Source organism: Bacillus kwashiorkori (assembly GCF_001375515.1).
Lineage (GTDB): Bacteria > Bacillota > Bacilli > Bacillales > Caldibacillaceae > Bacillus_BK > Bacillus_BK kwashiorkori.
The window spans coordinates 221,723-247,656 of record NZ_CTDX01000013.1 but is presented as its reverse complement, the minus strand read 5'-3'; the positions used below and the strand labels follow the sequence as shown (position 1 = coordinate 247,656).

Sequence of the window (25,934 nt, the reverse complement as noted above, 5' to 3'; positions counted from 1 at the left end):
TAAATAACTTTTCATAAAATAACTACTTTACTATTGACAATGAGAATGATTATCAGTAAGATTGTAATTGATAATGATTATCATTTTTACTCAATTGCATGCATATCATTAGAGTGATTAATCTGTAGTTTCTTTCTAGTTACACTATTTACATCATGAATAACGGAAATAAAAAACATCGTAAAGAAAGTGACGTCATGGCCATGAAAAGAAGATATTTGTTGCTAATCTTAATAATTTTATCAGTCGGATCATTATTTATTGGTGTAGTTAATATATCGCCATTAGACTTACTACGTTTTAATGATGATGAAGTACAAATTTTATTGATTAGTAGACTCCCAAGATTAATCAGCATTTTGATAGCTGGGGCTAGTATGAGTATTGCGGGTCTCATTATGCAACAATTAAGCAGGAATAAATTTGTTTCACCAACTACTGCTGGAACGATGGATTTTGCTCGACTTGGTATTTTAGTTTCATTAATGTTGTTTGCCAACTCTGGATCTATTGTAAAAATGTTGATTGCTTTTATCTTTGCATTGCTAGGCACTTTTCTTTTCATGCAAATATTAGAAAGAATTAAGTTTAAAGACGCAGTGTTTATCCCATTAGTTGGTCTCATGTTAGGGAATATTGTTAGTTCCATTGCAACCTTTTTTGCTTATCGGAATGATTTAATTCAAAATATTTCTTCTTGGTTAATCGGGGATTTTTCACTAATTATGAAGGGACGCTATGAATTAATTTACATAAGCATACCACTTCTAATCATCGCTTATGTGTTTGCGAACAAATTTACGATTGCCGGAATGGGAGAGGATTTTTCAAAAAATCTTGGGTTAAACTACCGACAAATCGTGAATATCGGTTTAACCATTGTAGCACTCATTACATCTTCCGTTGTATTAACGGTCGGGATGATACCATTTTTAGGGTTAATTATCCCAAACATTGTTTCAATTTTTCAAGGAGATCATTTGAAAAAAAGTCTTTCACATACAGCAATATTAGGAGCAACTTTCGTGTTAGCCTGTGACATTCTCGGAAGAATTATTATATACCCGTATGAAATCCCAATTAATTTAACTGTCGGTGTAATTGGTAGTGGCATTTTTATTTACTTACTTTTGAGGAGAAGGACAAATGAATCATAAAGTGAAGACATGGATACTCGCAGCATTGGCTTTCATACTTATCTTTCTCTTTCTTTTCACGGGGTTAACAGGCAGTTGGGAATATATACTAACACGAAGAGCTTTGAAAGTCTCTGCAATCGTCGTTACTGGCGCAGCCATTGCTTTTTCAACAATCGTCTTTCAAACCATTACACAGAATCGAATATTGACGCCAAGTATTTTAGGCTTGGATTCTCTATATTTACTAATAAATACCGTTATTATTTTTCTGTTCGGCTCTAAAACGCTTACAACGACAGATCGTAATGTGCAATTCCTATTAATTGTGCTTATCATGGTTTTCTTTGCTTTCCTATTATTTAAATTATTGTTTAGGCGAAATGATCAAAATATATATTTTCTATTATTAATTGGCTTTATCATTGGAACATTTTTTGAGAGTTTTTCCACATTTATGCAAGTTTTAATTGATCCGAATGAATTCCAAATTGTGCAAGACCGGATGTTTGCATCATTTAACAATATTAATACAGATGTTTTAGTTTTGGCGGTAATTTTGTTAGTGCTAGTTTCCCTATACTTTTTTAGATATATGAAATATTTAGATGTTTTATCTTTAGGAAGAGATACAGCAATCAATTTAGGTGTTGACTTTGATTATGTTGTCAAACGTTTATTAATTGTAGTAGCGATATTAATTTCGATAGCAACCGCCCTAGTTGGCCCAATAACTTTCTTAGGATTGTTAGTTGCTAATTTAACATATGAGTTTTTAAAAACGTACAAACATCATTATTTAATTATCGGATCGATATTAATCAGTGTTATCGCTTTAGTTGGCGGTCAATTATTAGTAGAGCGAGTCTTTACATTTTCCACGACATTAAGTGTCATTATTAATTTTCTAGGTGGCATTTACTTTATATATCTTTTGTTAAAGGAGAATAAATCATGGTAGACATAATTAATGTGACGAAACGATATGGGATGAAGCCTGTCGTCCAAGATGTGTCAGTCAAAATTGAAAAAGGAAAAATTACTTCTTTTATCGGACCAAATGGGGCTGGGAAAAGTACGTTATTATCCATGATCAGCCGGCTTATATTCAAAGATGAAGGCGAAATCCTCCTAGAAGGCAAGGATATTCATAAAGGAAAAAGCCGAGAATTAGCTAAGAAAATTTCAATATTAAAACAATCTAACCATATTAATTTAAGACTTACGGTGCGTGAACTCGTTTCTTTCGGAAGATTTCCATATTCACAAGGAAGACTATCAAGTGAAGATTGGCAATTTGTGGATGAGGCAATCACATATATGGGGTTGGAGGATATCCAACATCAATATTTGAATGAGTTAAGTGGTGGACAGAGACAGCGAGCTTACATTGCGATGGTTATCGCCCAAGACACTGAATACATTTTACTTGATGAACCGTTAAATAATTTGGATATGAAACATTCTGTCCAAATTATGAAGACGTTAAGAAAACTTGTGGATGAACGTGGTAAAACGATTATTTTAGTTATTCATGATATAAATTTTGCTTCCGTATATTCAGATTATATTGTTGCTTTAAAAGATGGGAAAATTGTTAAAGAAGGTACAACAGAAGAAGTGATTAATCGTCAAGTTTTACGTGATATATATGATATGGATATAGCTATTAAAAACGTAGAAAACTGCCGTATCTGTGTTTATTTCTCATAAAAAAATATTGGAGGATGGATCTTAAGATGAGAAAAATTACACTATCATCAATTATTTTATTATTTATTATAATGTTAGCTGCATGTGGGAATGGCGCTGATAATTCTAGCGGTGCTAATAATTCAGAAGATACAATTACGATTAATCATGAACTAGGAGAAACAAAAGTAAAGAAAAATCCGCAAAAAATTGTCGTGTTTGACTTCGGAATGTTAGATACACTAGATAAAATGGGGATTGAAATTACCGCGCTACCTAAAGTAACAATTCCACCTTATTTAAATAAATATGAAGCTGAAAAGTATATGAATGTCGGATCATTAAAAGAACCAGATTTTGAAAAAATTGCGGAACTTGGACCAGACTTAATCATTATATCAACTCGTCAAGCAGAACTTTACGAAGAGTTTGATAAAATTGGACCAACCTTATACATTAACTTAGATTATACGAATTATATGGAATCCTTTAAAGAAAATGTTCAAACAGTGGCAAAAATCTTTGGTAAAGAGGATTTTGTTAAGAATGAATTAGCAACTCTTGATAAACAAATTGAATCGGTGAAAGAAAAAGTAACAGCAACGAATAAAAATGCGTTAATTATTTTAGCGAATGAAGGAAAGATTAGTGCATACGGACCCAACTCACGATTCGGTTTAATTCACGATGTGTTAGGTTTTGCACCAGTAGACACGAACATTGAAGTATCCACTCATGGTCAAAGTATATCCTTTGAATATATCGTCGATAAAGATCCTGAGTATTTATTTGTTATCGATAGAACTGCCGCAATTGGTGGAGAGACTGCTGCAAAAGAATTTGTTGAGAATGACTTAACGAAAAAGACGAAGGCATTTAAAAATGGGAAAGTCTTTTATTTAGATGCTAACTACTGGTATTTATCTGGAGGCGGCCTTATTTCTGTTAGTGAGATGGTAAAAGAAATAGAAAATACAATTAAATAATTATCTTGAAATAATGTTCAACAAAGGTCAAACTTATAAAAATTTAGTTTGACCTTTTTTCATGTTATAGGTGATCTTTCAAATGCCATCCATCGATGTCCCGAAAAAAATCGCTACTGCATAACATAAGGTAAAGTGAAAGAAGGGAGGAGCTAGAATGAGCCTTTATATGAATCAAAATAATGAAAGGATATATATAAATAAGGCGATAGATGATAATCAAAACCAAAAAATTTATAAAGCTAATTTTATCGAGCAATATCTTCGCGAACAAAAAAGTGCAAATGAGAAGCTTGAAGCAACATTGAAGTTATTAATAGAAAACTTGCACGGTTATGAAGCGCGTGAAGATGATCGTTGGTTCGCAGTTCAAAATAAGTTATCGGAAGTAAGACAAAATCAAAATAATCTTGATGAATATCAACGGCAAATGGTTGGCAAGTTAAATGAATTAGAACAGAAAAACCATGAACTTTTTAAACAGATAGAAGAAGGGAAGCATACGGAAGATGTCCGTAAGTTGTTGAATGGTTTAAAGCAAGCGTACGTTGATTTAATTGAAAGACTAGCTCTAAATGAAGAGAAAAATGAGGAAATGACAAAACAACTGGAAAGTTTAAATGGGTTGCAAACTAATTTACAAGACACATTAGAAAAACAAGAAGTGGTGCAAAAGGAAATCCGTGACCGTTTAGATAATCAAGAAGCTTTAACAGATAAATTATTAAGGCAAATGAATAATATCCGATCGATCATTTATGAAAGAACGAATTTTTTAGCTGGAAAAATTGAAGAAGGTTACAATATTACTTCCAAGTATATTTATAAAATTATGACGGGACATGACAAACCGATGACTTTTTTTCAACTCAATCATAAGAGCGATATGGAGCAAAAGAACAAATAAAATGCAGGTCCCAGAAAACAATATTGTTTTTAGGATAACATAAGTAATAAAAGGCTAGGCAATCCAACATTAGCTTAGTCTTTTTTTATGATGATTTCCAGCTATTCCCTTTATCGTGCTAATGGTATAGCTTAACGATAAAAGTGGAGATTTCTATTGTGTTCACGAAGATGCGGTTATATGAAAGGTTAGTTTGTTACTTGCTTAACATGTATCTGGTATGATAGAGATAGTGTTTCACCATGCCAAGCATCTTATATAGTGAAAGGAGTATCATTTATGGAATGGAAAAACAAATATGTTGGTTACATTGGTACATATACGAAAGGAGATAGTAAAGGGATTTATCGGTTTACTTTGAATATGGAAAAAGAGCAGTTGGAAGATATTCAACTTGTTGCCGAACTAGGTAATCCTACATATGTCACTATAAGCCAAGATAACCGTTATTTATATTCTGTTATAAAGGACGAGAATTTTGGTGGCGTGGCAGCGTATGCCATTAATCCAAATCACTATCATTTAACAGAGATAAACAGACAATTAGTGGAAGGGCCATCTCCGTGTCATGTAAGTGTAGATTCAAAAAATAGTGTAGTTGTTTCTGCTAATTATCATGCAGGTACGATAACTACTTATGAAACGAAGCCAGATGGGTCAATATTGCCTGCCAAATCACATATTCAACATGTAGGTAAAGGACCGAATGCCATTAGACAAGAAAAACCCCATGCCCATTTTTCTGGCTATACCCCTGATGAACAATATATTGTTGCTATAGATTTAGGAATTGATAAAGTGATTACTTATCACCTTGTAGATGGAGTTTTAACGGAAGCTCATTCTTTAGCGGTTCGCCCAGGCAGTGGACCACGTCATATTACTTTTCATCCGAATGGCAAATTCGCTTATGTAATGACAGAATTAAGTAATGAGGTTATCGTGTTAAAATATCATGGAAATGGTCAGTTTACAGAAATACAATACATTGCTACAATTCCAGCTGATTACACAGACAATAGTCAAGGGTCTGCTATCCAGATGACGAAAGATGGGAAATTTGTTTATGCGGCAAATCGTGGACATAACAGTATTACCGTTTTTCGTGCGGAGGATCAAACTGGGGAACTTCAGTTAGTGGAACATGTTTCGTCGGAGGGCGACTGGCCCCGTGATTTTACTTTAGATCCTACAGAACGATACATCATCGGCTCTAATGAACAATCCGGTAATTTAGTTTTATATAAACGGAATAATGAATCTGGCAAACTTTCCGTTATACAATCAAATTTGAAAGTCCCTTACCCAGTTTGTGTGAAATTTTTACATGGAGGTGCATATTGAGGGACGAAAGTAAGTGGAATTTAATTTGTTCATAATTGTTACAGAAAAGGAGCTAAGTTGTCGGCTCCTTTTGTTTTGCAATGTTACGTTGGAGATTGTGCCGTTCTCTGCGATGAATGAGTTGTTAAATGGATTCTGGAAAATCATTTTGTATAAAGTTGTAAGTCCTTCTAGAGCTCGAGTAATTTAGGTTTATTTTGATCATCTTTTTGTCGACTTAAGAAATAAATAGATTTATAAAATAGTATGGATTATGGTTCATCTGCAAATCTTCGTGAAACAAGATAAATGATTAATCCAATCGGGCCTGTGAATATGGTAAGAATCCAAAAAATATGTCTAATCTTACTATAATAAAAGTATTTATCAGAATCATAAAATACCCAAATGGCTAATATACAAAATATAGAAAAGAAAAAAGCTATTTCTAATTGGTAACCACTAAAGTCTGTCCTGTTAGATATACCCCATCCCACTTTGTTCGAACCTCCCAATTACTAATCGAATTTATGATTTCTTATATTTTTGTCTATAAATTTATCTCCCTATTTAAAACGTTATCAAATGAATTAATAATAGTCAATAAATTTGGTGTAATGAAAAAACAACCTTTGGAGTAAAAATTCCTCAGGCTGCTTCAATAATTCGGTGCGCTTTTTGCTAAATCAATTAAATATCTCCACATAACTTATTGACATAAATTTAAATATGTTCACTTTTCCTTTTGGATTTTCTTTTCAGGAAACGCCATTTTCCAGCTAAAATATTCGTTATTAGGATTTTTCTCATACCGTAAATATGCATCAAACTTGTTACCTTTTTTACTTGTTAGTCCCTTAACCAAAACGATGCCATTTTTTAAAAGATTTTTCACCATCGTTTTAGTTGGTTTCTTTTTCATTGATGCTAAAAATTTATCATTTTTCCAGATTACAAATTTACAGCCATTTTTCCAATTGCTACAGCCAAAGCCTTTTTGTCCTTCAATAATTCCATGCCCGCAAAGAGGACATTTTCCAAGAACCTCAATGGTTTTCTTATCGTTTAATACTTCATTTATAATGATGTCTTTTTCATTTTTAATTGTTTTAACAGCATTTGCTGTAAAACCAAAAATTAAATTCAAGAAACTTTCCTTTGTAAACTTTTGCTTTTCAATATCAGACAATGTTTTTTCCAGTCTGCCAGTGAATTCTAAATCAAACAATTCCTTTACGGGAAATGTTTCCACTAATTTTCTTCCAAGTTCTGTACAAATCAAATTTTTATTTTGATTAGTAATATAGCCGACATCTTTTAATTTTTTTATCGTTTCGGCTCTTGTAGCTGGCGTACCAATGCTATAACCACTTAAAATAGCTGCCATCATTTCCTCACTGTCTTCGTCCTCTTTGTCTTTACCCTTGCCGCATGTTTCCATTACTCTTAATAATGTTTTTTCTGTATGGTGTTTTGGTGGTTCCGTCATATGAGAAGTTAATTTATGATCGATAATATTAACAATCTCATCAATATTTACTAGAGGTAGAATAGTATCCTTCGATTCCATGTTCTCTACCTTTTTCCATCCCTCAACCAACTGGACTTTTCCTTTTGAAATAAACAGACCTTTAATTTCATCAGCATGAACTTTAGTCATTATTTTCGTTTCCTCATGTTCAGCAATCGGCATAAACTGCATAATAAAGCGATTTTTAACTGCATTATACACAATTTCCTCATCCTTCGTTAAGGATTTTGGAAGTAAGTATGTCGGAGTTATCGCACTGTGACTTTCTACTTTAGAATTATCAAAAATCCGTTTCTTTTTCGCAAATGTAATTTCATTTTCATATGGAAGTCCTTTTTTTAGATTATTAAGTACCTTAGCTGCCTTATCTACTAAACTTTCTTCTAATACTACACTGGCAGTACGTGGATATGTAATATACTTCTTTTCATATAGAGACTGAGCCACTTTCAGCACTTTATCGGAAGTCCAGCCTTTATATTTACTTGTAATAAAACCTTGTAAGTTTGAAAGGTTAAATAAATATGGAGGATATTCTTTTTTTAGTTCCACTTTTTTATCGAAAATTATCGCTGAGTGATGATTTAATGCTTGTTGGATTAACTCCAAATTTGCTTTATTTTTAAATTTAGCCTCTTCATCTTCTACATATACCCCTTCGTATTCTTTACCATCATTTGTTTTAAATGCAGCCGCTAATTTAAAATAATCTTCAGGTACAAAGTTTTCAATTTCTTTATCTCGATCATAAATAATTTTTAACGTTGGTAGTAGCACTCTTCCAATGTTCAGTGCCTTTCCAGAACCCTTTTGATACTTTAATGTAGCAACCGATGTTAAATTAATCCCAATGACCCAATCAGCCCACTGACGGCTAATACCAGCATCGAGAAGGGGTCTCATTTCCGTATTTGGTTTTAAGTTTTGCAGTCCTTTTAACACTTCATCTGGTGTCCATTCGTTCAACAACAAGCGGTAAACTTGTTTTTTTGTTTTGAGATTATAAATAATCGTGTCTCCAATGACTTGTCCTTCACGATCATAATCACAAGCAGATATGACTGAGTCTACATCATCTCGCTTAATTAAGTTGTAAATAATTTTCAACTGCTTTTTACCACGAAAATCTTCTTTCTCTCTGTTACGAGCATCGCATTTTACTTTATAGCGAAACTGAGAAGGGATAAAGGGAAAGTTATCCATTCTCCATTTTGTCATTCCTTTATCATAATCTTTCGCATCATAAAGTTGTAATAAATGTCCAAAAGCCCAAGTAATAATATAGTCTTTTCCTTCAAAGTACCCTTCTTGTTTATTTTTTATTTTTAAAGCATCCGCAATATTTTTTGCAACGGATGGTTTTTCTGAAATAACGACACTTACCATTTCGATACCTCCATTTCCTATTAAATAGGGTGGATTTTCATTAACTCGATACATAGGAATACACCAAAAAATGTGGTGAAATTCACTCAAGTAATATATGTGAAAGGCTTTTACTTAACAATCGATTGTTTTACGGATATAGAGCTGTTAGTCCATTTCAAGTAAAAGAAGCAAGACATATTGCTTAGCTGTTTCTATTATAACTTTTTCAAGCATATTACACATCAGAAGATTTGTTATGTTAGTTGAAAGTTGAGTAAAATAAGATTAACTAACTAAAGAGGTGATTAATGTGGATAAAACAATAAACGGAACGGTTACTCTACATAATGGTGTAAAAATGCCTTATTTTGGATTAGGGGTATATAAAGTCGATGCGGGAAGTCAAGTAGTTGATACAGTAAAGACAGCTTTAGAAACTGGCTATCGTTTAATTGATACAGCTGCATTTTATGATAATGAAGAAGGGGTAGGGGAAGCGATTAAAACGAGTGGTATTCCTCGGGAGGAAATATTTGTTACAACGAAAGTGTGGAATAGTGATCAAGGTTATGATAAGACATTGCAGGCGTTTGAAAGAAGTATGGAAAAATTAAATCTTGATTACATTGATTTATACTTAATTCACTGGGCTGTACCAGGTAAATATTTAGAAACTTGGCGTGCGCTAGAAACATTATATAAAGACGGACGGGTGAAAGCAATAGGGGTGAGTAATTTTCAAATTCATCATTTACAAACATTGATGGATAAATATTCGGAAAAACCTACCGTCAACCAAGTAGAATTGCACCCACAGTTATCTCAACCGGAATTACGAAAATTTTGCCAAAAACATGGCATACAAGTAGAGGCATGGTCTCCACTCGGCAGAGGCAGACTTCTTAATCACCCGGTTTTGAATGAATTAGGTGAAAAGTATTATAAAACAGCTGCTCAAATAATTTTGCGCTGGCATTTGCAAAATAATGTTATCATTATTCCAAAGTCTGTGACACCAAGTCGAATTAGAGAAAATGCGCAAATATTTGATTTTGATTTATCACAAGAAGATATGGCAAAAATTGATGCGATTAATATCAATCAAAGATTTGGTCGAGATCCAGACAACGCCAACTTTGAATAAGATGGAAGTTCCGTAAAAATTGACGCGAAAAAAAATAGTTGCAGTAAAGCTAACCCATTTTTCGTTGCGTGCTAGATGAAGAACAAAAAAGCTGTTCTTCATCTTATTAATGTTATTCTGTATAAAAATAGCTCATTTCATCTATGAAGGGTGCAGTTACTTTTAATTTTTCCAAAGTAATTGGGTGAATAAACTCAATGGATTGGGCATGTAAAGCTTGTCTATGGAAAATAGGTTTACCACCGTAAAGTGTGTCACCAACTAATGGATGGCCAATCGAACTAAAGTGAACCCTAATTTGGTGTGTTCTGCCAGTTTCTAACCAACATAAAACCGTCGAAATATTTCGTTTTGCATTATATTGATGTAATTGAAAATGAGTGATTGCCGTTTGACCTGTAGGAGATACACGTCTTCTTGTTGGGTGATGGCGATCTCGACCAATATTTGTTCGGATTATTCCCTTTTTGTTCGTTAGTTTCCCATGTATTGCGGCAACATAAATTCGTTTAATTTCTCGTCTTTCCAATTTTTTATCCAATATTGCCCCAGCGAAATAATGTTTAGCAAACAATATCGCTCCGGTTGTATCTTGATCAAGGCGGTGAATATGTTTTACCGTGCATGTTTCACCTTTTTCTTGTAAATGATTGGCAATGCCGTTTGCAAGTGTTGTTTTATCTGAAGCACCATTCGGATGTGTAGCAATACGTGCAGGCTTATTGACTATTATCAGATGATCATCTTCGTATAGTATTTGGATGGCTTGTTGCAATTTGTTAGGAATGACACCATAATCCCCTTTAGTAAAAATAGGTAGGGATAGTTCATCATTCTCTTTTACTTTAGTGGAAAGTGCTGTTTGCATTCCGTTCAATAAAATAGTCTTATCCATTCTCCATTGGTGGAGAAGCTTTTTTGGAGTTTCCCAAACTTCCTTTAAAATTTGTTCTATAGCATGATTTTCCCAATTAGATGGAATCGCAACCTGTAAATAATTTCCTAGTCTCTTTGTTTTCAACATATAATCACCTGTGAAAAATCCTTTTTTTTCCGATATTTCATCATTCCGTTCTATCATTATCGTTCTTACAATTCGCCTAGCCAAAAATTTAATAAAATCCTTTATTTAAACTGTCCATAACATTGAAACGTTCGATTCATATTGGTATTTTCTGCAGTGCATACCTTCAATTTCCACTCTATTTTCCTATTGACTTATGTTATTCTAATGATGATAAAAACATAATGGAATAAGTGTCGAGAAGAATGTGACAAGCATCCAAAAAGAGTACATAGTCTGTTCTTTTTGGGTAAAGCGTTCAAAATAATATTATGACACACCATATTAAAGAATAAAAGATAAAGGTGGGTTCTAATTGAAGGTAGTTATTGCTTCAACCCGTGAACAGGAGGAAAAGATTAAGCAACTAGTGAATCATATGTATAAGAACATTTTTCCTCATTATTTTTCGGATGATGAAATTAACGAATTTCTCCAGTTAGGGATTTTAGATTTAACAGATTATGAACAGTATGCGACATTGAAGGAATCATTTCAGATTATATGTAGCTTACAAATAACGATTACCCTTATTGAGACGAAATCCCTTATGGACGAGCATTATCAGCAACTGTTTAAAAAAAATGTTTCATTTTTAAATGAAATTGGCATTTCTTTTCCGTTTTCTTATCATCATTTTGTCGGGTCAGACAGTATTGCCCTTGAAAGAGGCAGTATCTATACGAAAGCAGCGAACGAGTGGCTCGTATAAATGCATCTTTTAGCTACAGAAACGACCTTGATAAGGAACAATTAACATAGTTGCGTCAAAGCAAAAACCCAAGATGTTGTTATATGAACATTCTTGGGTTTTTACTTTTAAACTGTTTCCTAAAAAAGGCTTAGTGAGCAAGTCCTTTTACTCAGTTATATTATCATGCATCCACTTTTCAAAGACGTCTTTCTCATCATACCCGACTTTTCGAGCAAATTCTTTTCCATCTTTAAAATAGATTAGTGTAGGTGTTCCTTCTAATTGATATTCATCCCAACCTTGCTCAAATTCATAAACATTATACAATTTCAAATCAATATTCAAATCTTTCGCTAAATCAACGACGATTGGTGTAGTTAAATTACAATAGTAACAAGTTGGACTGAAAAAATAAACTGCTTGTGACTTTCCTTCCTCTAATAATTGTTGTAAGTCATTAGGTAAAATGATGTTTTGATAATCTTCATCATCCAATTGTGCAATTGTTTCCTTTTTTAATTTATTCGTACCATACGGATTATTGTTAAGCTTTTCTTTCGATTGATAATTATTTAACAGTGCAATAGAAGTAAATACAACAACGATAATACCAAGAAAAATTAATACTTTTTTCAATGTAAATGACCCCTTTTTATATATTTCCAAATGGCAAAATTTAGAATGAATATGATAAAAAATGCGGATAATGCTAGAAAAGGAATAGTTATAAAGCCAAACCAATTTATATATTGTACGGTGCAAGGAACTCTTCCACAGGCAATGGCATTTTCACCTAGTAAAGTGATTTTTTGTGTAGCATAATGATATAGAGACAGTGTGCCACCAATACTTGAGAACATCATTGCGTAAAAACTTATTTGTAAATCTTTTTTCACTACGGCAATACCTAATATCAATGTTAACGGGTACATCAAAATTCGTTGATACCAACAAAGTTCGCATGGTTCAAAGTATCTTATTTCCGAAAAATATAAACTGCCGAACATAGCTATTATCGATACACACCAACTGAAAAAAAGAAAATCATGATATTTTTTTTGTCCAGCCAATTGGATAATTACACCACCTTTCAAACAATTTTATTTTATCATAAGTTTTTTGAAAATGCCTTTTTTATCTATTATGGAAAACAATGTTGTTACATCATTTTCACTATTATACAAGCATTAATAAGGAACAAGTTTTTTTCTTTCTGTTGAAAAATCATCCAGTTTTACAATAATGAAAAGCCCTGCAATAAATGCAGAGCTAGCACATGTTTCTTTCGTTTTCATTATCGGCCGATAGAATATAATGCTTCTTCTTGTAAAATGGTGGCAGTATCATTCGCATGTTCAATGTAGTGAAGTAATGCGAATAAATACTTTTCAACGATAGCGTAGTCATGTTGGTAGTGGTATGCATGTAGAAAATGTTCAATCTTTTTGGATAAAAAATCATCTTTCGTTCGAACCATTAATATTAATAAATTGTCCCATTCTGATCTGTATGTGTAGTACAACGCACGATCATAATCTGCTTTATTCATCAAGTATCCTCCTCTTTGGGAGTTGTTATTATTGTATGCTGAAACATTTATTTTTTACACTGTAAATGTTAACAGCCTTTGAAATATGATACTTTTGCCCTTACCATTATATTCAACGTTTGTTTTGACGTTTCCGGGAAATACTTTTTTAAAGAAAATAAATTTTTTAAAGAAGGCTCAATAAAAAACAACATAACTTTTCCATCATCTTTTCTCAAATTCCTTCATAAATTGGAAGTAAGATATCGCTTGTTGAAGTCATCTTATACTGATTTCAAGGAGGAAGTTCCATGAGAGATGATGAACGTAAAAAATTAGAACAGGCAATCGAGGAAATTACAGAAATTGCCGAAGGGTTTGGACTGGATTTTTACCCGATGCGTTATGAAATTTGTCCTGCTGATATTATTTATACATTCGGAGCATACGGAATGCCAACGAGATATTCTCATTGGAGTTTCGGAAAGCAATTCCATAAAATGAAGCTCCATTATGATTTAGGTTTGAGTAAAATTTATGAGCTAGTAATAAATTCTAATCCTTGTTATGCCTTTTTATTAGATTCCAATACGTTGATTCAAAACAAGCTAATTGTTGCCCATGTACTTGCCCATTGCGACTTTTTCAAAAACAATGTCCGTTTTCAAAATACGAAGCGGGATATGGTCGAAAGTATGGCAGCTACTGCAGAGCGAATCCGTAAATATGAAATGGAGTATGGAAAACGAGAGGTAGAATCGTTTCTCGATGCTGTCCTTGCTATCGAAGAACATATTGACCCGTCCCTATTGCGACCTAATTTTCTTTGGGATATGGAAGAGGAATATGAAGAAGAACCACAAGCGGTATCCCCTTACGACGATTTATGGAATTTAGATAAACCGAAAAAAACTCCAATGGAACCTCGAAAAAAACGTAAAAAATTCCCACCACAGCCTGAAAAAGATATACTGCTTTTTATTGAACAATATAGTCGTGAATTGGATGATTGGCAACGTGACATTTTAACGATGATTCGCGAAGAAATGCTCTACTTCTGGCCGCAACTTGAAACGAAAATAATGAATGAAGGTTGGGCATCGTATTGGCATCAACGGATATTGCGAGAGATGGATTTGACGAGCCATGAAGCGATTGAGTTTGCCAAACTAAATGCCAGTGTCGTGCAACCGTCTAGAACGGGTATAAACCCATATTATTTAGGGCTAAAAATCTTTGAGGATATTGAAGACAGGTGGAATAATCCGACAGAAGAAATGAAAAAGTTAGGTGTAAAACCTAATTCAGGAAGAGAAAAAATCTTTGAAGTTCGTGAGTTAGAGTCAGACCAATCATTTTTACGAAATTACTTAACGAAGGAATTAGTCCATCGTGAGGATATGTATTTATTCCAAAAGCAAGGGAAAGATTACAAAATTGTTGATAAGGCATGGGAAAAGGTACGAGATCAACTAGTAAATATGCGTGTAAATGGTGGTTTTCCGTATATTACTGTAAACGACGGTGATTATTTAAAAAGTGGGGAACTATATTTACGCCATCATTTTGAAGGAATAGAACTAGATATTAAGTATTTAGAAAAGGTACTTCCATATATTTATCAGTTATGGGGTCGCGGTATTCATATGGAAACGATTATTGAAGACAAACCGATTATTTTCCATTTTGACGGTAAAAGTGTGAAAAGGAGATATGCATAAACTTGTTAAAAACGACAGTAACGTCTTCACATTAATTAAAAAACCAAATAATGGCAGCTTTAGTTTATATGCATTTGTCCTTTCTTGCAACAGGTTAGAACCATATTTGTCATTGTTTGGAGAAGGAAGGTTTTTACTAGGGTTTCTCAGTGGTTTTGTATTAATACCCATTTATACTATATATAGTTTTAACTACTTGCCATTTTCTAATTGCTTTTGCAATTTATTTACAGAGGAAACGTGTGCCAGCTCGTTTAGCTCCGTATGTTATATTTATTGCTGGAAGTTATTTGCTACAGCCTTATTATGCAATGATGGAGTTAGTCGATATTCATGTTTTATTTGAAAGGGAATTAATGGTGTTACTTGGATTGCAGTTGTTGTTTACTTGAAGTTAATATTGAGGGGTAAATATGAACGACAAATGCAAGCAATACAATGGGGAGTACTAAGTATTATAGCAGTGAAGGGGTTGTTCCTTACAGAGAAACAGCCCCTTAATATTGTTGATGCGTAAAAATTTTCATTGCGAAGGAAGCTAATTGTACCCGGTTTTGTAAATGCAATTTTCGTAAAATGTTTTTCACATGGTTTTTTACGGTATTTTCAGAGATGGAAAAAAAGTTGGCGATTTGTTTGTTTGTTAACCCTTTAGCAATAAGCAGTAATACTTCTTTTTCCCTCGGAGTTAAAGATTGAAAAGATTGAGCCCCCCGCAAATCACGCTCTTTGAATCTTCCTAGCAATTTTCTGGCAATATCCTTCGTCACGTCACAAGTTCCCTCGATGACGGAATATAAAAACCTTAATAAATCATCGTCTTCCATTACTTTTAGTAAATAACCTTGTGCCCCGTATTGTAAAGCAGAAAATAAATCTTCAATATAATCGGAGTGAGTTAACATTATTACTTTTATAAGTGGATGCTTATCTTTTATCATTTTTGTCGCATCTAGTCCATTCATTGCCGGCAAATTTACATCTATCAACACTATATCTGGCAAAAATTCATCGCAAAGATGTACTGCTTCAATTCCGTTTTCAGCTTCCCCAATAATAGTAAAGTAAGTATTCCTTGCTAAAATTTCTTTCGTTTTTATTCTATCAATAGTGGAATGGTCTGCAATAAGAACCCGATATGGAATTTGCATTTTACTCTGCATCCTTTGAAAGTTTTTTGTGTAGCTAATATGTATCTAATACTGTGTACAAGTCAAATGAGTTTTGGAACGAGATTATATATTTATGTTACCATATAAAAAACCGCAATAGTAAGAAGAAACTTAAATGAAATAAAACTAGCAAACATTGTTACAGTTTGCTAGTTTTGAAAACAGCTGAAAGTTTCATTCACTTGTTCATACTTTACGGAAATAACTTAATAGTTCCAACGTAAATGTCTTCGAGTCTTTATAGTCATTTTCAAATGTCTTTATTAGGTGACCTTCTTCCATAAATAATATTTGATTGCCAACTTCTGCAGCTACATCCATCATATGTGTAGAAAAAATAATGACAGTTCCGTTTTCTTTCAAACTTTTAACAATCTCAATAAACACATTAATCCAAAATGGGTCGAGTCCATTAGTAGGCTCATCCATAACTAATACTTTCGGCTTGCCGAGAATAGCCTGGCCGAATAATAGTCGTTGCCGCATTCCTTTGGATAAATGCTTCACTTCTTCATTTTGTTTCTCCTCAAGTCCTAGAAGTTGGATGATTTCATTTACTCTTTCTAATGGAACATTACGGAAACTTCCATAGAAAGAAAGGAATTCCTTGACTGTTAATTGTTGTCCAGCATGATATTCATCTGGCATATAACCAAGAAGTGATACATACTTTTTTCTTTCGGTAATAAAGTTAATATCATTTATTTTTACAGTACCTTCACTCGGTTTAGAAAAACCAGCTAGTATATGGAGTAAAGTACTTTTTCCTGCACCATTTCCTCCGCATAATACGATACATTCCCCGCTTGAAGCCGATAATGATATGGGATGTAGTGCTGTTTTCTTTTTAAACTTTTTAACTACATGTTCAACGCTAAGATTGGTAATCATTGCATTTGCCTCCTTTTTAAAAACAAGAAGGAGCTAGTAAGCAATAATGTTAAATATACTAGCAAATATTCTATTAAAATAATCCAACTGTTTTGGGAAGAATAAAGATTTACTAAAGAATAGTAAGCTTGACCAAAAACAGAACCACTTCCCCATTTGATAACAAAAAAGAATCGCAAAAACTCTGCAGGATTGATAAACATTGCTAATTTCATTAACCCACTAATCATCGGATATGGAACGAGACGAAGGACGGCAATTAAGGCTGTTGGCCAAATCATGATGAAAGTAAACCAAACTGCAACGGAAACAGTTAATGCTTTCCAACGGGTATTGACAATAGAACCAATAAGTATCCCCAGTTTTAAAAAAATAAAAATGAGCAACAGTGAGAAAAGATAAATACTCAGTAGTAGCTTGATAGAAAATTCTACGCTAAATAACAATCCTACTGCCATACTTAAACCAAAACTGAGAGTGAAGACAATTGCCTGTGCAGTAAATAGACCAGTTAATTTACCGAACAAATACGATAAAATTCCGACAGGATAAGTACATAATAAATACCACTGCCCATTCTCTAGTTCGTTAGCGATGGAAAAAGAGCCAACGATAAGCATAAATAATGGTAATAAATAAAGAATAATGTTTACAATGGTTGCCGTTATATTCGTATACCCATCTACTGCTTCGTTTTCTGCTTGTAATAAAAATAATAAGGAGAACAATAACATCCATAATATTATTAAAGAATAATAGGATTTTTGTCTAGTTAAAGACTTCCATTCGGACATCCATATATTTTTCATGACAAAACTCCCTTTCCAGAAAAAAAACAAACAAACCGTATATTTGGTAATTAGCTTTGACAGAAATGATAATTCTAGCTACTCGCTTAATTACCATGTTGTTTTTTATGTTCCATTTTATTCATTTCTTTCATTTCTTGATTAACTGGCCATGCATGTTTCTTTAAGTCGTCATATTTTAATAGATTGCCATGATTATTGTTAATATATGATTTAGCGTCTGCTTCCTTTATAAAAGAAATAACATTATATGCCATTGGTGTCCGAACATTTTGATCATATACGTAGGTTGCATCTTCCATTTCTATCCATTCGCTTGTGTGATAATCTCGGACAAATGATCCAGCTATTTCTTTAGTATCATTTTCGGAAAACCATTCAAACATACAACCAATATCATCAAAGAGATAAGCTTTACCTGATTCTAATACAACTTGTGTTGCAAATTGGTTATCTGCTACCGCCATATTGCAAATTTCACACTTAGCAGTTTCTTCATTAATTGTAACTGGCTTGGCAGACTTATTCCCGCAAGCTCCTAAAATAAGAGATAATAATATTACTAATATGGTAATTTTTTTCATTGTATGCATTTTTTTCTCCTCCCAATAATAATAAATATAGTACTAATGGTGACCATAATAAGGCTCGTAATCCATGCCCCGAAAAGATTCATTTCATTACGTTTGCTACTAGGCTCCCAAGGTTTTTCCATTAATGGTTGTGTATCTGTTATAAGTAATTTTTCAGAGCTTTTCAGCATCTTTTGCAATAAATTCATCCCAGGGTGTTGGAAGAAAAGTTGAAACTCCGGAACCTCCTTCGTTAAGTAAAGAAAATAAGGATCTGCATGATAGGGGATATCGCTTTTCCCATCATCGTATAGATCAAGTTTTGCTGCTTGGTCCCAAAAATTATTTGAAATCGAATTGTTTGCGCTCTTGATTGCTTGAATTTCATTGACATTGTTCGTAAAAGAATTGTTTTTTATCGTATTATTATAAATTCGACTTAACTGTGCCCCGATAAAATTAGCATGTACTTCATTATTCAAAATTAAATTGTCCGTAGAATTTTCCATAAATATACCAACCCTATTATCACCAATATAGTTTTCTTGAATGGTGGATTGATATACATCATATAGAAGTAAGCCTTGTGCATTAACATTTTGTTTATTGCCGCCAATCATATTTTTCTCTACGAAAGTGCCTGTTGTTTCCATAATCATGGCACCTGTTACATTGTACATTAACTGATTGTTAGAAATCTGAATCCAATCGGAGTACATTACATGTATTCCGTACCGGGCGTTCGTTACTTCGTTTTCCGTTAGTCGGTTATGATGGGAATTTTCTAAATAAAATCCATCTGCAACATTTTCAATTGTATTTCTCGTAAATAGGTTATCTTCAGAGTTCCATACTTCAAATCCATTGCGTTTGCCTGCCCCTATTACATGAATATTTTCAAAAAGGGCGCCGTTGACATTTTCTAAATATAGACCGACTTGATCCGCTTCTACAACGATATTCTTAAATACATGATTTTTACCAATAACAAAAACGGATGCAGATTCGGACACACCAAGACAGCTACTAATTTTGATATTTTCGATTTGGACATTTTCCCCTAAAATTGTTAATGCTGGATTCTGTGAACAGGCTTGCAAACCTGTGTCTTCTTTACCAATAATTCTTATTGGTTGATTGATTACAATGGACTCACTGTATAATTTATTTTCTAAATACAAAGTCCCCCCTTTTGGTGTGGCGTTGATTAAAGCTTGTAATGATGTTTCTTCCGCATAACTGGTTTCGCTTTGCAGAATAGAAAAAACAACTGTGATAACAAGAACCAATAGAGCTCTCTTTTTCATCTCTTGTTATCTCCTCTCATCGAATTGCTGAAAAAATAGTTCTATTCAATTTAAAAATAAAAAAAATGCAGATTTTTATATATGACCCTAAAGAGCTATTTTTTGTTCATATGTGAATTTTTTAAAAATAATCAATGGAGAAACAGTGAATTAATTAATGTAATGACAGTAGTAATAGGGGAAAATCGTATCAAAGGATTAAAAAAATGCCCTTAATTATTAAGAGCATTTTCCCGTCGTTTGTATAGTTGGAATAGAAAGAGAGCGAATACTGAAAGAATAGTACCAGAAATATAAGGAAGACCACTTCCTAAGTCAAATAAAGCCCCTCCAAGCGGTGGACCGATTATTCTCCCTAGTGAATCAAACGATGATAACAAACCAGTAACACTACCCAGACCAGATGTACTATTCTTTGTTAATAAAGTGGAAATAGTAGGTCGAATAACGCCATTTCCTAATCCGAATATAGTAATATAGATCGCTGCTGTAGTAAAATCTTTCGTCAATAAAATTAAGGCGAAACCGCTGGCAGATACGATAATTCCCGCTTGGATAACTCTTGCTTCTCCAAACTTCTTCGTTAACGGACCAATCAATCCTCCTTGAACAATGGCCCCTGCAAGTCCCATAATCATAAAAACATACCCTAATTGTGTTGAATCGAGTCCAGCTTTTTCAGCAGAAAAATATGCGAAAGTAGCTTCTAATCCAGCAAGTGATAAGGAAATAAATAATTGTAAAACAAATAGAACTGAATTAGAGCCAGTAAAGGCAGCCCAACGAGAAATTGCCTTCTTATGAAATTGCCGTTTTTCATTCGGTAATGATTCTTTCAAAAGAAGCAAGACTAAAAAGAAAGTGATTATGGAAGAGAAACCTGCTATAAAAAAAGGCAAATTTAAATTTGTCTTAGAAAAAATTCCACCGATGGCAGGTCCGAAAATAAAGCCAAGGCCCACAGCAGCACCAATCATCCCCATTCCTTTACTACGATTTTCAGGCGAGGTAACATCGGCCACATAAGCTGTTACAGTCGGCATGTTAGCTGCTGATAGAAGCCCCCCGACAATTCTTGCTAAAAAAAGCATCCAAAGTTTGGTTGATATAGCCATAAGGAAGAAAGATAAGGCAAGTCCGCTTATCCCTATCATAATTACTGGCTTCCGCCCGATTTTGTCTGAAACTTTTCCCCATAAAGGAGAAAAGATGAATTGCATTAATGAATAAACGGCCATTAAAAGACCAAGCTCAGTCGCATCTGCACCAAGTTTTTCTGCATAAAATGGTATGACTGGAATAATAATTCCGAAACCAACCATGACAAGAAACATCACAAGAAAAAGGACTGGTAAAGCTTTTTTTTGCTCCATAAGTTTTTCTCTCCTACAAGGATCATAGTTGCAAAATTATTGTACCATATTTTGTATAAAAGAAGGAAAGAGTAGCGCAATTAAATCAGCTGTAATGAAAACGGGACTGTTAAATTCACAGCCCCGAAATGTTATCACATTATCAGCAAAAATCCTTCTATTGATTAGAGTTTATTATATTTTGTTCAGTTGTTGTTGTTTTTCCACTGTTATTTACAAAAGATATACAAACAAGTGCGAGAATCATGCTCAATGTCGCGCTGTAAAATAAAAAGGTATAGTCATTCGTTAAGTCGATAATTTGTCCGAATAATGGCGGTCCTGTAATTGCAGCTAAAGAGGAAACTAAGTAATATAGTCCTGTTCTAGTTCCGATGCTATGCTCATTTCCGGTAGACACGATAAATGGATAAGAATTAATATTAATACAAGACCAAAAGATGCCCCCAATTAAGAGAATAATCCGTAATAATAAAACCGAACTGACGAAGCTTAAAGCGAAAAATGTTAAAGCCAATCCGACAACTCCAATAGATATTATTCGTTTTTTGCCGAATTTAGCTCCAAGCCAGCCACTAGGGATGGCAAATAAGACGAAGGTTAAGGAAAAAAACGCTAGAGAAAATGTTGCTTCATGTTCCGCCATTCCTATTTTATTCACTCCGTATAAAGTAAAAAGAGCCTCCATACCTTGGTAAGAAACGAACCAGAAGAAAATCGCTAATAGAATAAAAACGGTTGGTCTATTTAATTCTTCTTTGTAATTTATTTTCGGTTTCACATGTGCTTTGTATTCAATCGTATCACGCTTTTCTTTAATTGTTTTTAATAAAATAATTAAGGAAATGAAAATAATGGCGCTTGCTAAAAAGAAGGGTAATGAATGATTTAATTTATACAAAGTCCCCCCTACACCAAAGGCTATAATTGCTCCAACTCCACCCATAAAATTGATAATTCCATTTGCTTTTGTTCGTTGTTTTTCAGGTGTGATATCTGGCATTAAAGCAATAGTGGGTGAACGGAAAATAGCCATCGATAAGTTAAGTGCAATCATAAAAATTAGTAAAGTCGCAAGAGACGTATGTAACGGTACAAGTGCAACAAAAATGGCTGCAATCGGCATTCCGAATATTAAATATGGCATCCGCTTTCCAAAGCGTGTATTCGTTTTGTCACTTCGATTACCAATATAAGGCTGTAAAAATAGGGCGATGTAATTATCAATGGTCATTAAAAAACCGATCAATGCAGCACTGCCAATGAATTTGTTGAGAAATAGAGGTACAAACGCATTGTACAATCCCCAAGTGATACTAATACTAAAAAATCCAAATCCTAATAGCCATGTTTTTTTCAAATTTCCCCACCCCGTCCTTTATCCAATTTTATACCTTCATTTTAAACGATTACTATTTTGTTTGAAAGATAAATATTGTAAAACTGTTATAAATTTTTTAAAGAAAACTTGACGACTTGAATTAGGCAGTGATAAAAAATCATTCATTTCTGACGATAAAAAAAGAACCCTTTGATAAAAAGGATTCTTTACAATATTGGTGATAGTAATCTGGAGATTGATTCTTTAAAGCGGATAATAATCGGCCTTTGTAAATATTGTTCATATGTTAGTTCCCGTGAAACCTCCATATCCTTTTCAAATACTTCTACTAATTTTTCAGCCGTTGGCCCATCATACATGAAGGCATTTACTTCAAAGTTCAAGCGAAAACTACGAACGTCAATATTAGCTGTACCAACGGATGCCGCATTTTTGTCTACAACGATCATTTTTGCATGGACAAAGCCATTGTCATAAATGAATACCTTTGCCCCTACTTTTAATAATTCACCAATATACGACATAGTTGCCCAATAAACAAACATATGGTCTGGTTTATTCGGAATCATTATTTGTACATCAATTCCTGATAATGCCGCAATCCTTAAAGCATCTAAAATGCTCGCGTCGGGAATAAAATAAGGTGTTTGGATAAGTATCGATTTTTTAGCGGAAGTGATCATCTTAATATAGCCATTTTTTATATGTTCCGCCTCAGAGTCAGGACCGCTAGTGACAATTTGAATTGGAATTTTTCCTGAATGGAAAGTTTTAGGAAAATATTTTTCTTCATAATATATATCATGACGGTTAGAAGCTTGATTCCAATCTAAAATAAAGCGAATTTGTATGGCGTGAACAGCGTTTCCTTGTATCCGTAAATGGGTGTCTCGCCAATAACCAAATTTCTTATTTAAACCTAAATATTCATCACCAACGTTAAAACCGCCAACATACCCGATTTTTCCATCTATTATCACTAGTTTCCGGTGATTACGAAAATTTACTCGTAAATTAATAAATGGAATTTTGGAAGGGAAGAACACCTCTACCATTCCGCCTGCCTTTATTAACTTATTAAAAGAACGTTTCCGAATTCTCCTTGATCCCATTTCATCATAAAGAATCCGTACTGTTACACCTTGTTTTGCTTTTTCTGTTAAAAGATCAATCAGTTTCTTCCCCATTTCATCATCACGAAAAATGTAGTATTGCATATGAATATGGTCTTTAGCTTCTCTAATATCATGGAATAAGCGGTTAAATTTATCTCGCCCATCGGTAAAAATATCAATCTCATTATCCTGTGTTAATAATGCATTATTGCTTGTTAATGATAAATAAATAAGATCGCGGTGAATTTCTGCTTCACGTGTTCTGAGCGGCAACTTATTTTGAGCTAATAAATTTGTCTGTTCCTCAATTAATTGGTTAACACCAATTTTTTTATAATCTTCCCAGAAGAATAATCGCTTCTTCGTTAAGTTTTGTCCGAAAATTAAGTATAAGATAAAACCGACGAGAGGGATTAAAAATAAGACTAATATCCATGCCCACGTTGCACTCGGGTCCCGTCTCTCTAAAAAGATGACAGCACCTGCCATAAAGAAGTTTAAAATGAAAATGGATGTAACTAATATAGTGATAAAATTCATGTAATCCCCCCTAGAAAAATCAAACAAACAGTTGTTACAGAAAAAGTATGTATATTACTATTATATCTTACATTAATAGGATGTAACAGTATGATCAAAATGTGTGAAAACAACCATGAATTAATGAAATAATAGTAATAATCTATCAATTGATGCTTTTATGTTTATCTTATGACCATGTGGGTATATAGTAGAAGGAAATATAAAATGATTGTCATAATTTATCGGATGACGACATAATATGTAACATCGAGTAAAAGGATATCATCTGACCTTTTTAAAGGAATGAAAAATACAACTAAAAGTATAATGTAACGTTTTATCCCACTACGGGTGGATTATGGAAACGGCATGTTTATCTAATTAGCATAACCACTTTTCGATAATCTTAAAGTAGCAGGTGTTACTAATCAATTAACTCAATCTAGTCTTTTAGGACTATGTTACCAGTTCTTTTTACTGAACAAATATTGTTCTTTTAGCAAATTTCAAAAAATATGTTTCACTAGTATGTCATATTTGATATAATAGAATCAACTATTATATAACAGGCTATTCGTTCGCTATTTAGTGCGTTTTATTGTGTATCTAGTTTTTTGGGGGTGAGTTTTTGGGATCTTTAATGAATGAAATTTTGGCGTTGGAACAGGGGGATAACAATCTCTCACAACAAACATATGATATTTTTGCGAGAACTTTCAACCGATTAATTACGAAAATAACACCTAATGGTATTTTCTCCTATGTTTCGACAAATAGTGAAGCAATTGTCGGGTATAGTCCACAAGACCTATTAGGGAGGAAATTTACGACATTTTTACACACAAAAGACCGGAATTTTATTCAAAAAAAATGCGAAGAAATACAACATTTGAACGATGATAATCTTTTTACTAATACATTTCGGCTCCGGAAAAAAGATGGGTCTTATATTTGGATAGAGTCCACGATGGCATTCATTTATAAGCAAGATAGTGTAGATCCAGTAGAAATTGTAAATATTATTCGTGAAGTGCCAGTAGAGCATGATGAATTATTTCGGAATTTTAAATTATCGGTAGTTGGAGAATTAGCTGCAGGGATTGCTCATGAAATACGAAACCCGCTAACATCATTAAAAGGTTTTATTCAGTTAATGAAGTCTGATCGGAATATGAACGAACAATACTTGCAAATTATGGAATATGAAATCGATCGAATCGAATCGATTGCAAAGGAGTTTATGTACTTAGCAAGACCAACGGATACAAATTATCAAAAAAACAGTTTACAAACGATTTTCGAAAGCTGTATGAGTTTATTGGAAGGGGAAGCCTTTCAAAGTCGGGTAACAATTATTCGGAAATTTTTTAAGGAAGATGTTTTCGTTTTATGTGATGATCAAAAAATTAAGCAAGTAATGATTAATCTGTTGAAAAATGCGTTGGAGTCCATGGATCAACCAGGGTCTATAACGATTTGTATAGAAAAAAGAGATAATAAAGGGTGTATCTCGATAAAAGATGAAGGGTGTGGGATTCCAGAAGAATTTTTACATAAAATTGGTCAGCCGTTTTTCACGACGAAACAAAATGGGAACGGTCTCGGGCTGATGATATGTTATAAAATTATTGAGGAACATAATGGGGATATTATTGTTCATAGTAAAAAAGGAATGGGCACAACTTTTACGATTACACTTCCGCTTGCAGCATCGGAATAATGGAGCCTCCGCTTGGGG

The 25,934-nt window shown here is 33.5% G+C and carries 25 protein-coding genes; 11 read left to right on the top strand and 14 right to left on the bottom strand.

Annotation, left to right across the window (positions count from 1 at the left end; genetic code table 11):
- Positions 1–203: 203 nt before the first annotated feature.
- The 6 genes from BN1242_RS05365 (at position 204) to BN1242_RS05340 (ending at position 6,065) form a co-directional block, all read left to right on the top strand.
- Complete coding sequence (locus tag BN1242_RS05365) at positions 204–1,157, top strand: ABC transporter permease (RefSeq protein WP_062352569.1); 954 nt, start codon at positions 204–206, stop codon at positions 1,155–1,157.
- Positions 1,147–2,097 (top strand): iron chelate uptake ABC transporter family permease subunit, encoded by a 951-nt coding sequence (locus BN1242_RS05360; protein WP_062352414.1) that lies wholly within the window; start codon positions 1,147–1,149, stop codon positions 2,095–2,097. The genes BN1242_RS05365 and BN1242_RS05360 overlap by 11 nt, the downstream gene beginning before the upstream one ends.
- Positions 2,091–2,849 (top strand): iron ABC transporter ATP-binding protein, encoded by a 759-nt coding sequence (locus BN1242_RS05355; protein ID WP_062352411.1) that lies wholly within the window; start codon positions 2,091–2,093, stop codon positions 2,847–2,849. The genes BN1242_RS05360 and BN1242_RS05355 overlap by 7 nt, the downstream gene beginning before the upstream one ends.
- A 26-nt stretch (positions 2,850–2,875) precedes the next feature.
- Positions 2,876–3,814 carry a siderophore ABC transporter substrate-binding protein gene (locus BN1242_RS05350; protein WP_062352409.1) on the top strand — a complete coding sequence of 313 codons (939 nt, stop codon included), beginning with the start codon at positions 2,876–2,878 and terminating at the stop codon, positions 3,812–3,814.
- A gap of 157 nt (positions 3,815–3,971) precedes the next feature.
- A complete protein-coding gene (locus tag BN1242_RS05345; protein WP_062352406.1) occupies positions 3,972–4,721 on the top strand; it encodes a hypothetical protein in 750 nt (249 codons plus the stop codon).
- Positions 4,722–5,000: 279 nt separating this feature from the next.
- A complete protein-coding gene (locus BN1242_RS05340) occupies positions 5,001–6,065 on the top strand; it encodes a lactonase family protein (protein ID WP_062352403.1) in 1,065 nt (354 codons plus the stop codon).
- Between the two features lie 251 nt (positions 6,066–6,316).
- On the opposite strand, the gene BN1242_RS05335 is transcribed toward BN1242_RS05340, so the two are convergent.
- Entirely contained in the window at positions 6,317–6,541 is a 225-nt protein-coding gene (locus BN1242_RS05335; protein ID WP_062352399.1) for a hypothetical protein, read from the bottom strand.
- A 236-nt stretch (positions 6,542–6,777) separates the two neighbouring features.
- Positions 6,778–8,961 (bottom strand): type IA DNA topoisomerase, encoded by a 2,184-nt coding sequence (locus tag BN1242_RS05330; protein WP_062352566.1) that lies wholly within the window; start codon positions 8,959–8,961, stop codon positions 6,778–6,780.
- Between the two features lie 292 nt (positions 8,962–9,253).
- Here BN1242_RS05330 and BN1242_RS05325 point away from each other — a divergent pair, with 292 nt between their 5' ends.
- Complete coding sequence (locus tag BN1242_RS05325) at positions 9,254–10,087, top strand: aldo/keto reductase (protein WP_203226042.1); 834 nt, start codon at positions 9,254–9,256, stop codon at positions 10,085–10,087.
- Between the two features lie 112 nt (positions 10,088–10,199).
- Here the strand turns inward: BN1242_RS05325 and BN1242_RS05320 are convergent, their stop codons facing one another.
- Complete coding sequence (locus tag BN1242_RS05320; RefSeq protein WP_238985085.1) at positions 10,200–11,195, bottom strand: RluA family pseudouridine synthase; 996 nt, start codon at positions 11,193–11,195, stop codon at positions 10,200–10,202.
- A 271-nt stretch (positions 11,196–11,466) separates the two neighbouring features.
- Between BN1242_RS05320 and BN1242_RS05315 the strand changes: the two genes are divergently transcribed.
- The gene (locus BN1242_RS05315) at positions 11,467–11,862 is read left to right on the top strand and encodes a DUF5365 family protein (protein WP_062352396.1); all 396 of its coding nucleotides are present in this window, start codon (positions 11,467–11,469) and stop codon (positions 11,860–11,862) included.
- Positions 11,863–12,009: 147 nt separating this feature from the next.
- Here the strand turns inward: BN1242_RS05315 and BN1242_RS05310 are convergent, their stop codons facing one another.
- The 3 genes from BN1242_RS05310 to BN1242_RS05300 all read right to left on the bottom strand — a co-directional run bounded on the left by BN1242_RS05310 (position 12,010) and on the right by BN1242_RS05300 (position 13,393).
- Positions 12,010–12,480 (bottom strand): thioredoxin family protein, encoded by a 471-nt coding sequence (locus BN1242_RS05310; RefSeq protein ID WP_062352393.1) that lies wholly within the window; start codon positions 12,478–12,480, stop codon positions 12,010–12,012.
- A complete protein-coding gene (locus BN1242_RS05305) occupies positions 12,477–12,920 on the bottom strand; it encodes a disulfide oxidoreductase (protein ID WP_062352558.1) in 444 nt (147 codons plus the stop codon). Before BN1242_RS05305 ends, BN1242_RS05310 begins: the two co-directional genes overlap by 4 nt.
- 218 nt (positions 12,921–13,138) lie before the next feature.
- Positions 13,139–13,393, bottom strand: coding sequence for a YhdB family protein (locus BN1242_RS05300; protein WP_062352390.1), 255 nt, complete (start codon positions 13,391–13,393; stop codon positions 13,139–13,141).
- Between the two features lie 290 nt (positions 13,394–13,683).
- On the opposite strand from BN1242_RS05300, the gene BN1242_RS05295 reads away from it, so the two are divergent.
- Positions 13,684–15,093, top strand: a complete 1,410-nt coding sequence (locus BN1242_RS05295; RefSeq protein ID WP_062352387.1) for a SpoVR family protein — start codon at positions 13,684–13,686, stop codon at positions 15,091–15,093.
- A 242-nt stretch (positions 15,094–15,335) separates the two neighbouring features.
- Complete coding sequence (locus tag BN1242_RS13630) at positions 15,336–15,485, top strand: hypothetical protein (protein WP_158661047.1); 150 nt, start codon at positions 15,336–15,338, stop codon at positions 15,483–15,485.
- Positions 15,486–15,590: 105 nt separating this feature from the next.
- Here the strand turns inward: BN1242_RS13630 and BN1242_RS05290 are convergent, their stop codons facing one another.
- The 8 genes from BN1242_RS05290 to cls form a co-directional block, all read right to left on the bottom strand.
- Positions 15,591–16,244 carry a response regulator gene (locus BN1242_RS05290; RefSeq protein WP_062352384.1) on the bottom strand — a complete coding sequence of 218 codons (654 nt, stop codon included), beginning with the start codon at positions 16,242–16,244 and terminating at the stop codon, positions 15,591–15,593.
- Between the two features lie 207 nt (positions 16,245–16,451).
- Positions 16,452–17,153, bottom strand: coding sequence for an ABC transporter ATP-binding protein (locus tag BN1242_RS05285; protein WP_062352555.1), 702 nt, complete (start codon positions 17,151–17,153; stop codon positions 16,452–16,454).
- Positions 17,153–17,965 (bottom strand): ABC transporter permease, encoded by an 813-nt coding sequence (locus BN1242_RS05280; RefSeq protein WP_062352381.1) that lies wholly within the window; start codon positions 17,963–17,965, stop codon positions 17,153–17,155. Before BN1242_RS05280 ends, BN1242_RS05285 begins: the two co-directional genes overlap by 1 nt.
- 86 nt (positions 17,966–18,051) lie before the next feature.
- Positions 18,052–18,558: a nitrous oxide reductase accessory protein NosL gene (locus BN1242_RS05275; RefSeq protein WP_420806002.1), complete on the bottom strand. Its 507-nt coding sequence runs from the start codon at positions 18,556–18,558 to the stop codon at positions 18,052–18,054.
- The gene (locus tag BN1242_RS05270) at positions 18,546–19,844 is read right to left on the bottom strand and encodes a right-handed parallel beta-helix repeat-containing protein (RefSeq protein ID WP_062352377.1); all 1,299 of its coding nucleotides are present in this window, start codon (positions 19,842–19,844) and stop codon (positions 18,546–18,548) included. Before BN1242_RS05270 ends, BN1242_RS05275 begins: the two co-directional genes overlap by 13 nt.
- Positions 19,845–20,056: 212 nt before the next feature.
- The gene (locus BN1242_RS05265; protein WP_062352374.1) at positions 20,057–21,217 is read right to left on the bottom strand and encodes an MFS transporter; all 1,161 of its coding nucleotides are present in this window, start codon (positions 21,215–21,217) and stop codon (positions 20,057–20,059) included.
- A 157-nt stretch (positions 21,218–21,374) separates the two neighbouring features.
- On the bottom strand, positions 21,375–22,577 hold the full coding sequence (locus tag BN1242_RS05260) for an SLC45 family MFS transporter (RefSeq protein WP_062352371.1): 1,203 nt from the start codon (positions 22,575–22,577) through the stop codon (positions 21,375–21,377).
- 188 nt (positions 22,578–22,765) lie between these two features.
- Positions 22,766–24,214, bottom strand: a complete 1,449-nt coding sequence (gene cls, locus BN1242_RS05255; RefSeq protein WP_062352368.1) for a cardiolipin synthase — start codon at positions 24,212–24,214, stop codon at positions 22,766–22,768.
- Positions 24,215–24,824: 610 nt separating this feature from the next.
- On the opposite strand from cls, the gene BN1242_RS05250 reads away from it, so the two are divergent.
- Complete coding sequence (locus BN1242_RS05250; protein WP_062352367.1) at positions 24,825–25,916, top strand: ATP-binding protein; 1,092 nt, start codon at positions 24,825–24,827, stop codon at positions 25,914–25,916.
- Positions 25,917–25,934: the final 18 nt, after the last annotated feature.

Coding starts and splice junctions, on each gene's coding strand:
- BN1242_RS05365 (WP_062352569.1), top strand. CDS start 204: ATGAAAAGAAGATATTTGTTGCTAATCTTAATAATTTTATCAGTCGGA.
- BN1242_RS05360 (WP_062352414.1), top strand. CDS start 1,147: ATGAATCATAAAGTGAAGACATGGATACTCGCAGCATTGGCTTTCATA.
- BN1242_RS05355 (WP_062352411.1), top strand. CDS start 2,091: ATGGTAGACATAATTAATGTGACGAAACGATATGGGATGAAGCCTGTC.
- BN1242_RS05350 (WP_062352409.1), top strand. CDS start 2,876: ATGAGAAAAATTACACTATCATCAATTATTTTATTATTTATTATAATG.
- BN1242_RS05345 (WP_062352406.1), top strand. CDS start 3,972: ATGAGCCTTTATATGAATCAAAATAATGAAAGGATATATATAAATAAG.
- BN1242_RS05340 (WP_062352403.1), top strand. CDS start 5,001: ATGGAATGGAAAAACAAATATGTTGGTTACATTGGTACATATACGAAA.
- BN1242_RS05330 (WP_062352566.1), bottom strand. CDS start 8,961: ATGGTAAGTGTCGTTATTTCAGAAAAACCATCCGTTGCAAAAAATATT.
- BN1242_RS05300 (WP_062352390.1), bottom strand. CDS start 13,393: ATGAATAAAGCAGATTATGATCGTGCGTTGTACTACACATACAGATCA.
- BN1242_RS05295 (WP_062352387.1), top strand. CDS start 13,684: ATGAGAGATGATGAACGTAAAAAATTAGAACAGGCAATCGAGGAAATT.
- BN1242_RS05290 (WP_062352384.1), bottom strand. CDS start 16,244: ATGCAAATTCCATATCGGGTTCTTATTGCAGACCATTCCACTATTGAT.
- BN1242_RS05280 (WP_062352381.1), bottom strand. CDS start 17,965: ATGAAAAATATATGGATGTCCGAATGGAAGTCTTTAACTAGACAAAAA.
- BN1242_RS05275 (WP_420806002.1), bottom strand. CDS start 18,558: ATGCATACAATGAAAAAAATTACCATATTAGTAATATTATTATCTCTT.
- BN1242_RS05270 (WP_062352377.1), bottom strand. CDS start 19,844: ATGAAAAAGAGAGCTCTATTGGTTCTTGTTATCACAGTTGTTTTTTCT.
- BN1242_RS05265 (WP_062352374.1), bottom strand. CDS start 21,217: ATGGAGCAAAAAAAAGCTTTACCAGTCCTTTTTCTTGTGATGTTTCTT.
- cls (WP_062352368.1), bottom strand. CDS start 24,214: ATGAATTTTATCACTATATTAGTTACATCCATTTTCATTTTAAACTTC.